The sequence below is a fragment of the Hoyosella altamirensis genome (genome assembly GCF_014191505.1).
In the GTDB taxonomy this organism is placed as follows: domain Bacteria; phylum Actinomycetota; class Actinomycetes; order Mycobacteriales; family Mycobacteriaceae; genus Hoyosella; species Hoyosella altamirensis.
The window spans coordinates 341,245-352,756 of sequence record NZ_JACHWS010000002.1 but is presented as its reverse complement, the minus strand read 5'-3'; the positions used below and the strand labels follow the sequence as shown (position 1 = coordinate 352,756).

At 62.5% G+C, this 11,512-nt stretch carries 10 protein-coding genes; all 10 read left to right on the top strand.

Features of this window, described 5'->3' with window-relative positions:
* Positions 1-84: 84 nt before the first annotated feature.
* Positions 85-894, top strand: a complete 810-nt coding sequence (locus FHU29_RS10350) for a TIGR03084 family metal-binding protein (protein ID WP_157095217.1) — start codon at positions 85-87, stop codon at positions 892-894.
* Positions 895-910: 16 nt separating this feature from the next.
* Complete coding sequence (locus tag FHU29_RS10345; protein ID WP_064441074.1) at positions 911-2,641, top strand: acyclic terpene utilization AtuA family protein; 1,731 nt, start codon at positions 911-913, stop codon at positions 2,639-2,641.
* The gene (locus FHU29_RS10340) at positions 2,638-3,813 is read left to right on the top strand and encodes an acyl-CoA dehydrogenase family protein (protein WP_064441073.1); all 1,176 of its coding nucleotides are present in this window, start codon (positions 2,638-2,640) and stop codon (positions 3,811-3,813) included. The genes FHU29_RS10345 and FHU29_RS10340 overlap by 4 nt, the downstream gene beginning before the upstream one ends.
* Positions 3,810-5,408 carry an acyl-CoA carboxylase subunit beta gene (locus FHU29_RS10335; RefSeq protein WP_064441072.1) on the top strand — a complete coding sequence of 533 codons (1,599 nt, stop codon included), beginning with the start codon at positions 3,810-3,812 and terminating at the stop codon, positions 5,406-5,408. Before FHU29_RS10340 ends, FHU29_RS10335 begins: the two co-directional genes overlap by 4 nt.
* A gap of 5 nt (positions 5,409-5,413) precedes the next feature.
* Positions 5,414-7,462: an acetyl/propionyl/methylcrotonyl-CoA carboxylase subunit alpha gene (locus FHU29_RS10330; RefSeq protein ID WP_083962396.1), complete on the top strand. Its 2,049-nt coding sequence runs from the start codon at positions 5,414-5,416 to the stop codon at positions 7,460-7,462.
* A complete protein-coding gene (locus FHU29_RS10325; protein WP_064441071.1) occupies positions 7,459-8,616 on the top strand; it encodes an acyl-CoA dehydrogenase family protein in 1,158 nt (385 codons plus the stop codon). Before FHU29_RS10330 ends, FHU29_RS10325 begins: the two co-directional genes overlap by 4 nt.
* A 12-nt stretch (positions 8,617-8,628) precedes the next feature.
* Positions 8,629-9,435, top strand: coding sequence for an enoyl-CoA hydratase family protein (locus FHU29_RS10320; RefSeq protein WP_064441070.1), 807 nt, complete (start codon positions 8,629-8,631; stop codon positions 9,433-9,435).
* 2 nt (positions 9,436-9,437) lie between these two features.
* On the top strand, positions 9,438-10,058 hold the full coding sequence (locus tag FHU29_RS10315; RefSeq protein WP_183377530.1) for a TetR/AcrR family transcriptional regulator: 621 nt from the start codon (positions 9,438-9,440) through the stop codon (positions 10,056-10,058).
* Positions 10,059-10,121: 63 nt separating this feature from the next.
* Positions 10,122-10,664, top strand: a complete 543-nt coding sequence (locus FHU29_RS10310; RefSeq protein ID WP_064441069.1) for a DUF3558 domain-containing protein — start codon at positions 10,122-10,124, stop codon at positions 10,662-10,664.
* Positions 10,654-11,214: a DUF3558 domain-containing protein gene (locus FHU29_RS10305; RefSeq protein WP_083962394.1), complete on the top strand. Its 561-nt coding sequence runs from the start codon at positions 10,654-10,656 to the stop codon at positions 11,212-11,214. The genes FHU29_RS10310 and FHU29_RS10305 overlap by 11 nt, the downstream gene beginning before the upstream one ends.
* The last annotated feature ends 298 nt before the right edge of the window (positions 11,215-11,512 follow it).

Below are 11,512 nucleotides of genomic sequence, written 5' to 3'. Positions count from 1 at the left end.
AAAAAGAAGCAAGCATGCTTGATTCTTTTCCGATTCGGTGTCACTCTTGTCTCACATACCTATGGCAGACCGAAGGTGGATTGGATGTCTGATCCTGGCCGACTCGTGGCCGAAGTTGTCGATGATCTTGACGCCGAAGGTGATGCGCTTGACGCATTGGTCGCTGACCTCCCGGAAAGCGCCTGGAGCACACCGACACCAGCGGAAGGATGGACTATCGCGCACCAAATTGGCCACCTTGCCTGGACCGATGATGCGTCGATCGCCGCCGCTACTGACCCGGAGCGCTTTCAGGAAATAGTCACGCTCGCATGGTCGAATCCAGCGGGTTTCGTGGACGACGCGGCAGCGGAGTGGGCAGTCGTTCCGCCCGGCGAGCTGCTCGCGAGGTGGCGCAGCGGTCGGGCGCAGCTGTCCAAAGCGCTACGCAACGCTGAGCCAGGCACGAAGCTTCCGTGGTTCGGGCCCCCAATGAGTCCGGTGTCCATGGCAAGCGCCCGGATGATGGAAACCTGGGCCCACGGCCTCGACGTCGCGGACTCGCTGGAAGTGGCCGTGCAGCCGACCAGCCGTCTCAAACATGTCGCACATATCGGTGTGCGGGCACGGGACTTCGCGTTTGCGCTCAACCAGCTAGAGGCGCCCAAAGAGCCGTTCCGGGTAGAGCTGACAGCCCCGGACGGCAGCATCTGGAGCTGGGGCCCAGAGGACGCCAGCCAGCGCGTCACATGCACTGCACTCGACTTCTGCTACCTCGTCACACAGCGTCGCAACATCACCGAACTCGACGTCGACGCCACCGGGCCGGATGCCGAGCAGTGGCTCACCATCGCGCAGGCCTTCGCGGGCCCGCCCGGAAAAGGTCGCGAACCGCAAGCACCAACGAACTCGTAACGGAGCGAAGGAACACATGGCAGCATCCCCCGTACCACCTCCAATGATCCGGGTCGGCAACTGTTCCGGCTTTTACGGTGACCGCATCTCCGCTATGCGCGAAATGCTCGACGGCGGAGACCTCGACTACCTGACCGGCGACTACCTGGCCGAGCTCACGATGCTCATCCTTGGCCGCGACCGCATGAAAGACGCCAGCCTCGGGTACGCGAAAACGTTCGTGCGGCAAATGGAAGAGTGCATGTCGCTCGCCCTCGAACAAGGCGTGAAGATAGTTGCTAACGCCGGTGGCCTGAACCCTGCAGGTCTGGCCGCAAAGCTCTCCGGTATCGCGGAGAGCCAGGGCCTGAAGGCAAAAATCGCGTACGTCGAGGGAGACGACCTTCGGGAACGTGCGCAAGAACTCGGCCTCGGCAGCCCCTTGACCGCGAACGCCTATCTTGGTGCTTTCGGAATCGCGGAGTGCCTCAAAAACGGCGCCGACATTGTGGTGACAGGCCGGGTAACCGACGCCTCGGTGATCGTCGCGCCTGCGATCGCCGAGTTTGGCTGGTCGCGCACCGACTTCGATCAGCTCGCTGGTGCCGTTGCAGCTGGCCACGTCATCGAATGCGGCACCCAGGCGACCGGTGGCAACTACTCGTTCTTCAGGGAAATTTCTGACATGAGCCGCCCCGGTTTCCCGATCGCGGAAATCTTCCCGGACGGTTCCAGCGTCATCACCAAGCATGATCACACCGGCGGCGAAGTCAGCATTGGCACCGTCACCGCTCAGCTCCTCTACGAGATCAGCGGCGGGCGATACGCCGGACCCGACGTCACCACGCGAATGGACACCATCAAATTAAGCGATGACGGTCCTCATCGCGTCCGCCTTTCCGGCGTGAAGGGTGAAGCTCCGCCCCCAGACTTGAAGGTCTCCCTGAACACACTCGGTGGATTCCGCAACCAGGCCGACTTCATTGTCACTGGCCTCGACATCGACGCCAAGGTCGAACTCGCGAAGCAGCAGCTCGAGGCGTGGCTGACCAAGCCTCCCGCTGAACTGCGGTGGGAGGTGTCAGGCACGGCGCGCGAGAACGCGCCCACCGAAGAGCAAGCGAGTTCGATCCTCCGCTGCATCGTGAAGGACATGGACCCGAAGATTGTCGGGCGCTCCTTCACCAGCGTCGCTGTCGAACTTGCGCTCGCGAGTTACCCGGGCTTCGCGCTGACCGCTCCTCCGGCTGATGCGCAGCCCTACGGGCTGTTCACGCCGGGCTACGTACCTCAAGAAAGCGTCCCGCACGTGGCCGTTCTCGCCGACGGACAGCGAGTCGACATCGCGCCTGCGCCGGAAACACGTGCACTCGAGGACACCCCCGAACCCAGCCTGCCCGCCAAACCAGCAGTGACTGAAACGCGCCAGGCGCCGCTCGGCGCCATCGCTGGCGCACGCAGCGGTGACAAGGGCGGTGACGCCAACGTCGGAGTATGGGTGCGCACCGACGAGGAGTTCGAGTGGCTCGCCCACACCCTCACCGTCGACGCGCTCAAAAAGCTTCTTCCAGAAGCTGATGGTCTGACCGTCCGCCGCTACCCCCTTCCGCACCTGAAAGCCATCAACTTCGTCATCGAAGGCATTCTCGGCCAGGGCGTGGCCTCGCAGGCGCGTTTCGACCCACAAGCCAAGGGACTCGGTGAGTGGCTGCGGTCCCGCCATCTCGATATCCCCGTTGCCCTCCTCGACGCCGAAGGAAACGAATGACATCCGCAAGTACGGCAACCTGGCCCTCGCGAGCGTTGTGGGACAGTCCCGAACGCCAGGAACTCCGCAAGACCGTGCGCCGCTTCACCGAACAACACATCCTTCCCCACCAGGATGAATGGGAACGCGTTGGCGAACTGCCACGGTCGCTGCACAAGAAGGCCGGTGACCTCGGGCTCCTTGGTGCTGGGTTCCCCGAATTCGCCGGTGGCGGTGACGGCAACCTGATCGACGCCATGATCGTCGCGGAGGAACTGTGCTATTCCGGAGCTGCAGGGGGCCTTCTCGCGTCGCTCTTCACCCACGGGATCGCCTTGCCGCACATGATCACTGCAGGAAACCCGGACCACATTGAGAAGTGGGCCAAGCCGACCCTCGACGGTGAGCTGATCGGTTCACTCGCGATTACCGAACCAGGCGGTGGTTCTGACGTCGCGAATATGCGCACGACAGCACGGCGCGACGGCGATGAGTTCGTCATCAACGGCTCGAAAACCTTCATCACCTCGGCGGTACGGGCCGATTTCGTGGTCACCGTGTGCCGAACCGGAGACAAGGGACAGCTGTCGCTGATCGTCGTGGAAAAAGGCACTCCCGGCTTCACCGTCGCCCGCAAGCTCGAGAAGATGGGCTGGCTGTGTTCGGACACCGCGGAACTGCATTATGACGATGTTCGTGTACCGGCAGCGAACCTGATCGGTGAAGAACACAGTGGATTCACGCAGCTTGCTCAGGGGTTCGTCACCGAACGCGCGGCACTTGCCGTGCAGGCTTACGCGAGCGCGCAGCGCTGCCTGGATCTGACATTGCAGTGGTGCCGCGACCGCGAGACTTTCGGGCGGCCCCTCATCAGCCGACAGGCCGTGCAGGCGACGCTCTCGGAGATGGCCCGCAAGATCGACATCGCACGGGTGTACACCCATCAGCTGATCGAGCGTTTCACGTTCGGTGACGGTGACCTCATCGCGGAAATGTGCTTTGCGAAGAACACCGCCGTGGAATCAGGGGAGTGGGTCGCTCACCAGGCTGTGCAGCTTTTCGGCGGCATGGGATACATGCGTGAAAGCGAAGTCGAGCGGCAGTACCGCGACATGCGCCTCCTCGGGATCGGCGGCGGCACGAACGAGATTCTCACAGGACTTGCAGCTAAGCGATTGGGGTTCAAAGCATGACAGTTCTGCAATCAGCCCTCGACACCGCTTCAGAGGAGTTCGCCGCCGCGAAAGAGGCGATGATCACGAAGCTCGGTGAGGTCGAGGCAGAGTACGACAAAGCTATCGGAGGCGGCGGGCCCGACAAGGTCGAACGGCACCGCAAGCGGGGGAAGATGACCGCCCGGGAACGCATCGAACTGCTCATCGATGAGGATTCCGCCTTCCTCGAGTTGTGTCCACTCGCCGCATGGGGCAGTGACTTCCAGGTCGGTGCCAGCCTCGTGATTGGCATAGGCGTCGTCAGCGGCGTGGAATGCTTGATCGTTGCCAACGACCCCACAGTCAAGGGCGGCACCAGCAACCCGTGGACGCTGAAGAAGTCCTTCCGCGCGAACGAAGTCGCCTTCCAGAACCGGCTTCCCGTGATTTCACTCGTCGAGTCCGGGGGCGCGGACCTTCCCACCCAGAAGGAAGTGTTCATTCCCGGCGGCCAGATGTTCCGGGACCTCACTCGCGCCTCCGCGCTTGGCATCCCCACCATCTCGCTGGTATTCGGCAACTCCACCGCCGGCGGTGCATACATCCCGGGCATGTCCGACCACGTCGTGATGATCAAGGAACAGTCCAAGGTGTTCCTCGGCGGCCCGCCGCTGGTCAAAATGGCGACTGGTGAGGAATCCGATGACGAGTCGCTCGGCGGCGCGGATATGCACGCGCGCACGTCGGGTCTCGCGGACTACTACGCCCTCGACGAGCAGGACGCCATCCGGATCGGACGTGACATCGTGTCGCGCCTCAACTGGAAGAAGAAGGGCCCAGACCCGAAGACGGAGTACGCTGACCCGCTTTACGACACGGAGGATCTGCTCGGCGTCGTTCCGAGTGATCTGAAGATTCCATTCGACCCCCGCGAGGTCATCGCACGGCTTGTCGATGGTTCTGAATTCGACGAATTCAAGCCGCTCTACGGCTCATCGCTAGTAACGGGCTGGGCGCAGCTGCACGGCTACCCGGTGGGGATTCTCGCGAACGCGCGCGGCATCCTGTTCAGTGAGGAATCACAGAAGGCTACGCAGTTCATCCAGCTCGCTAACCGCTCGAATACACCGCTGCTGTTCCTGCACAACACCACCGGCTACATGGTTGGCCGGGAGTACGAACAGAACGGCATCATCAAGCACGGCTCGATGATGATCAACGCGGTCTCCAATTCGAAGGTGCCGCATATCTCGCTGCTGATGGGTGCCTCGTACGGTGCCGGCCACTATGGCATGTGCGGGCGGGCCTACGAGCCGCGTTTTCTATTCGCCTGGCCCAGTGCGAAGTCCGCCGTTATGGGGCCACAGCAACTTGCTGGAGTCATCTCGCTGGTCATGCGCGCCGCCGCTGAAGCCAAAGGCCGCCCGTTCGACGAGGAAGCCGACAAAGGGATGCGCGCCATGGTGGAGGCGCAGATCGAAGCGGAGTCGCTGCCGATGTTCCTGTCGGGACGTCTCTTCGACGATGGTGTCATCGACCCGCGCGATACACGCACCATCCTCGGTTTATGCCTGTCTGCTATCCACACAAACGAAGTTGAAGGCACAGCCAACTTCGGCGTATTCCGGATGTGAGCGCGATGAATGGAACTGACGAAATGATCGACGTAAAAGACATCAGTCGCGTGCTCGTCGCGAACCGTGGTGAGATCGCTCGCCGGGTTTTCGCGACGTGCCGTCGCGCAGGCATCGGCACTGTCGCCGTGTTCTCAGACGCAGACGCGGATGCGCCGCACGTAAAGGAAGCAGACTCGGCCGTGCGGCTGCCAGGGAACACTCCCGGCGAAACATACCTTCAGTCGGACAAGCTCATCGCGGCGGCGAAAGCATCCGGCGCGGATGCGATTCACCCCGGGTATGGCTTCCTTTCTGAGAACGCCGAATTCGCCCGGGCCGTCATCGACGCCGGCCTGACCTGGATCGGTCCTCCAGTGAAAGCCATCGAGCTGATGGGGTCGAAGGTCGAGTCCAAGAAGATGATGGACGCCGCAGGAGTGCCCGTCCTCAACAAACTTGACCCGGACACCGTCACGGAAGGGGAACTGCCTGTCCTCATCAAGGCCTCCGCCGGTGGTGGCGGTCGCGGTATGCGCGTTGTGCGGTCCCTCCCCGAACTTCCTGGTGCAATCGAAGCGGCGCGCTCTGAGGCGGGTTCCGCGTTCGGTGACCCGACTGTGTTCTGTGAGCGTTACCTGGAAACAGGACGGCACATCGAAGTGCAGGTCATGGCTGACCAGCACGGAACTGTCTGGGCCGTCGGTGAGCGTGAATGCTCCATCCAGCGCCGGCACCAGAAGGTCGTGGAAGAAGCTCCTTCACCGCTGGTGGAACGGCTCAAGAGCGAAGGCATGCGTGACCGCCTTTTCGAGGCGGCGCAGCTCGCGGCGAAAGCCATCGACTACGTCGGGGCTGGCACTGTCGAGTTCCTGGCTGATGAGACCGGCCATTTCTACTTCCTCGAGATGAACACCCGGCTCCAGGTCGAGCATCCTGTCACGGAATGCACCACTGGACTGGATCTCGTTCAGCTGCAACTCGACGTCGCAGCCGGGGCCGTTCTCGACGCCGAACCGCCCGCTATGCGCGGGCACTCGATCGAGGTCCGCCTCTACGCGGAAGATCCGGCACAGGACTGGCAACCGCAGAGCGGCACGGTGCACCACCTCGAAGTACCGGGCCTGCGCAGGGAGTTCGAGGTTCTCACGGAACTGGGCGTACGGCTCGATTCCGGTGTCGTCGACGGGTCAGTCGTGAGCGTTTTCTATGACCCGATGCTCGCGAAAGTGATCTCCTTCGCGCCCACCCGCAGGCAGGCCGCGCAAGTCCTTGCCTCGGCGCTCGCTGGAATGCAGTTGCACGGTCTGGTCACTAACCGGGACCTACTCGTGAACATTCTCCGCCATCCGGCTTTCCTCGCGGGTGACACCGACACTGCGTTCTTCACGACCCATGGTCTTGACGTTCTGTCCGCGCCGATCACCTCCGAAGATGCTGTGGGGTGGGCCGCCGCGGCGGCAGCGCTCGCCGACTCGAAAAACACCCGGGCGGACGCGGCGGTGCAGCGCGGGATCCCCAGTGGCTGGCGCAACCTGCCGGCGCAGCACCAGCGGCGCGTCTACACGACACCTCAGGGTGACCACGAGGTGAAGTACCGCTTCACTAGGAACGGCCTGTCCGTTGAAGGACACGAAGAACTGACGCTTGTGGCCGCCGCGCCACATGAGGTCATCTTCGAGATCAACGGTGTTCGAAGGCGTTTCAGTGTTGCCCGGTACGGGGCGATGCGCTGCATCGATTCGCCGCTCGGTCACGTGACGTTCACCGCCGCCCCGCGTTTCGTCGATCCCTCCGCCGAGGTCGCGGCGGGGTCGCTGCTCGCACCAATGCCGGGCTCAGTCATTCGTCTCGCCGCCGCAGTAGGGGACCGTGTGACCGCGGGACAGCCCATCCTGTGGCTCGAGGCGATGAAAATGGAACACACGATCTCCGCCCCGACTGACGGGACTTTGACTGAACTGCCTGTTCAAGCAGGCCAGCAGGTTGATGTTGGCACTGTGCTTGCCGTTGTCAGCGACGAAGACAACGCGGAATCCATCCAGGAAACCTCCGGAGAAGAGGGACAGAAATGAGCTTCGTAGAAACCGAAGAGCAGCGCGAACTCCGCAAGGCGGTAGCGGATCTCGGCGAGAAGTACGGCTGGCAGTACATGCTCGAAAAGTCGCAGAAGGGGGAGAAGACTACCGAGCTGTGGGACGAAGCAGGAAAGCTTGGCTTCCTCGGGGTCAACCTTCCTGAAGAGTACGGCGGCGGCGGTGCAGGAATGTACGAGCTGTCACTCGTGCTTGAGGAGCTTGCCGCAGCGGGAACGGGCTTGTTGATGATGGTTGTGTCGCCCGCGATCTGCGGCACGATCATTGCTCGGTATGGCACTGAAGAGCAAAAGCAGAAGTGGCTTCCTGGAATCGCGGATGGCTCGATCACGATGGCATTCGGGATCACCGAACCCGATGCTGGTTCGAACTCGCACAAGATCATCACTACCGCCCGGCCGGATGGCGATGAGTGGCTGCTGACGGGCCGGAAAACGTACATTTCAGGGATCGACCAATCGCAGGCTGTGCTTGTGGTTTCCCGCACCGAGGATGCCAAGACCGGCAAACTGAAGCCCGCGCTCTTCATCGTGCCGACTGATGCCGAGAACTTTGAGTACCAGCCCATCGAGATGGGCATCATGAGTCCCGAGAAGCAGTTCTCGTTGTTCTTCGATGATGTCCGCCTTCCAGCCGACGCGCTGGTGGGTTCCGAGGACGCGGGTCTGATGCAGCTGTTCGCTGGGCTCAATCCGGAGCGCATCATGGCGTCGGCTATGGCGATCGGGATGGCCCGGTATGCGCTGAACAAAGCCACGAACTATGCGAAGGAACGCCAGGTTTTCAAAACCCCGATTGGCGCGCATCAGGCGATCGCCCATCCGCTCGCGCAATGCCACATCGAAATCGAGCTCGCGAAACTTATGATGCAGAAAGCAGCGGTGCTGTACGACTCAGGTGACGACTGGGGTGCGGCGTCGGCGGCGAACATGGCAAAATACGCCGCCGGAGAAGTGGGAACCAAGACAGTCGACCAGGCGGTACAGACCCACGGCGGAAACGGTCTCGCGATGGAATACGGCCTTGTGCCCCTGATCGCGGCATCTCGCCTGACGAAGATCGCGCCGGTCAGCCGTGAAATGATTCTGAACTTCATCGCGCAGGCCAACCTCGGTCTGCCGAAGTCGTACTGATCGGGAGAGAGTATGAGCGAACAACTCGTGCAATACGCCGTTGACGGCGGGATCGCGACGATCACACTCGACTCGCCGAAAAACCGCAACGCGCTCTCAACGCGACTGGTTCAGGGTGTTGCGGACAGCTTGCAGTCCGCTGCGCAGGACGATGACGTCCGCGCGGTCGTCCTCACCCACACGGGTGGCACGTTCTGCGCGGGTGCTGATTTGCAGGAAGCCGCAGAATCCGGCGGCGAGCAGCTGGACCCGCTCAAGGTTGCCAAGCTCAGGACCAGCCAGATGCGTGATCTGCTGCGTGCGATCGTGGCGCACCCGAAGCCCGTGATCGGTCAGATCAACGGTCATGTGCGGGCGGGCGGTATGGGTCTCGTCGGCGCCTGCGACCTTGTCGCGGCAGGCCCCGACAGTACGTTCGCGCTGACGGAGGCGCGCCTCGGACTGGCGGCGTCGATCATCTCATTGACGCTGCTCCCGAAAATGGATTCCCGAGCCGCTTCGCGGTACTTCCTGACCGGGGAGAAATTTGATTCGGAGACCGCTCAGCAGATCGGCCTGGTCACGCAGGCCAGTGCAGATCCAGCGGCGACGGTAACCCAGTGGTCAGCGGAGCTGGTCAAAGCGTCACCGCAGGGTTTGCGAGAGTCGAAGGGGCTCACGACGGCGGAAGTTCTTGCTGGGATTGACCAGCGAGGTGACGAGCTTGCGGCCCTTTCAGCACGGCTATTCGCCTCCGAGGAGGCACGCGAAGGGATGATCGCATTCCTGCAGCGCCGTCCGCCCCGATGGGCTGAGAAGTACGAGACGGTGGGCCGCTAACGGTGACCATCCGCGAACCCCAGCAGGAGCGCAGTCGCGCGACTCATCAGCGCCTGCTTGAAACCACCATTGAGTGCCTCGCCCAGCACGGCTGGGCGGGCACGACAGTGGGGGTAGTGGCGCAGCGGGCTGGCGTATCGCGCGGTGCTATTCAGCACCATTTCCCGACCAGGGAAGATCTGATCACCTCCGCGCTCGAGTTCATTTTCGACCAGCGAATGGCGGAAGTCCGGGCCGCCGCCGCAGATCTGCCGGAGGGCGCCGAGAGAGTTGAAGCAGTGGTCATCCGGTTGGTCGACTACTTCACGGGTGTTCTCTTCAAGGCTGCTCTGCAAGTGTGGACGGCGGCCGCGGCAGACCCCGCACTGAAGGAACGGGTGGTTCCGCTGGAACTGCGCTTTGGACGGACCGTTCACACGATCGCGACCGAACTGCTCGGTGCCGACGACTCGGATCCTGATACGCACCGTCTGGTGCAGGCCACTCTCGACATGGCTCGTGGCTTGGGCCTCGCGGATGTGCTGACGGACGACTCCCGCAGGAGATCGCAAATCGTTGCCACGTGGGCGCAGCACCTCAGTACTGCGCTCACGCGGGTACGGGCACCAGTCGAGGCGCCCTAGCAGATTGTCCTTTTGAGATTCGTGCGCCGCGGACGGCACGGTTCGACAGGTAGCATCCGGTACGTGGAGACTCGTGGGCTGAGACGCGTTGGCGCCGGACTCGCGGCTGCGCTGTGCGTGCTGTTAACAGCCTGCTCAGATGGCGCAGAGACGGAGCCTGAGCCGCAACAGGACGAGCCTGGCCAGGTGGATGCAGCGGGATTGTTCTTCGGGGAATGCGGCGGAGTGTCAGCTGACGAACTGATGCAAACCACAGGAATTAGTAACGTTCGGCTCATAGAGCGAAACTCAGTCGGCTGTCGCTGGGAGGACCCGAACTTCTTCGGCGCGCGCGCCTCATTTTCCTGGTACCGGGGTAGTCCGATCGGGCGAGAACGGGCGCTGGTGGAGCTCTCGGGCCGGGACGTATTTGACGTGTCTATGCAAGGCCCCAATGGTGAGCTGCATGGTTTCGCCGGGCGCGGCGTGGGCATCTGTGAGGTATCGATCGAGTCGGAATCGGATTTCTTTGTCTGGTCGGTCGTGTTCGATCAGCTTTCGCCGCCGCGCGATATGTGTGAGCGGGTTGAGGCGCTGGCAGAAATGACGGTGACACGTGCCGAATAGATGCAGTTTCGAATGGCGGCGTGCCCTGGCGTGCGGCGCGGCCGCAGCCCTCCTCGGCGCCGGCCTCGTCGGCTGCACCAGGGAAATCGAGGGCACCGCGCGCGCTGATGGCTCCGTGGGTCAGGTGGACAGTCAAGAGTTCCTGAACCTGCTTGATGAGTGCGAGTTCTTGCCGGCTGAAGACATTGCAGAGGTGTTCGATGCCGATGGGGTGAGCAATACGTTCTTCGGCGCCATCTGCCGGTACGACGTCTATGGCCCCGCAGGCACGGTAGGGGTGACGCTGGCGTGGTTCGAAGACGGATCCTTGTGGCGCGAGCGCAGGGCCACGGAGCAGCTCGGTTACGAGGTAAACAACGTCTCGGTTGCGGGGCAGGGCGGGTTTGAGGTCCGCATTCCCGACGATCCGATGGCGTGCGGGGTCGCGACACGATCTGGCGACGGCGGCTCCCTGACTTGGTGGGTGCATCCGCAGGGATCGCGTGCGGGAGTGAACAGCTGTGACGCCGCTTTGGAACTGGCGGAGATGAGTGTCAGGATGAACTTCTGACGCGACGGAGTACGGCTGCAGCCTTCAGGAAGTGCCCGCCGGTGGGTGGGGATGCACTGACTTTGACCTGGACGGTGATATAGAGGTATTGTTGCCGGTCGTGCCCGATGCATTCGGGTCGAATCGCAAGCCTGAATTCAGTGACTCCGGCGGCAGAGAACTGTCCGCCGGTGTTGGTGCGGGTGCTGTAGCGAGCGCTTCGCAAGTATTTTCGCTGGTCAGGGGTGCGACACTCCCGACCTCGGGATGACGGGCCTGGGCTTGTACTGTTGAGCCCGGTTAACCCAGAAAACTTTGA

Bases quoted from the DNA above. Each gene is read 5' to 3' on its own strand.
- FHU29_RS10350 (WP_157095217.1), top strand. From the start codon at position 85: ATGTCTGATCCTGGCCGACTCGTGGCCGAAGTTGTCGATGATCTTGAC.
- FHU29_RS10345 (WP_064441074.1), top strand. From the start codon at position 911: ATGGCAGCATCCCCCGTACCACCTCCAATGATCCGGGTCGGCAACTGT.
- FHU29_RS10340 (WP_064441073.1), top strand. From the start codon at position 2,638: ATGACATCCGCAAGTACGGCAACCTGGCCCTCGCGAGCGTTGTGGGAC.
- FHU29_RS10335 (WP_064441072.1), top strand. From the start codon at position 3,810: ATGACAGTTCTGCAATCAGCCCTCGACACCGCTTCAGAGGAGTTCGCC.
- FHU29_RS10330 (WP_083962396.1), top strand. From the start codon at position 5,414: ATGAATGGAACTGACGAAATGATCGACGTAAAAGACATCAGTCGCGTG.
- FHU29_RS10325 (WP_064441071.1), top strand. From the start codon at position 7,459: ATGAGCTTCGTAGAAACCGAAGAGCAGCGCGAACTCCGCAAGGCGGTA.
- FHU29_RS10320 (WP_064441070.1), top strand. From the start codon at position 8,629: ATGAGCGAACAACTCGTGCAATACGCCGTTGACGGCGGGATCGCGACG.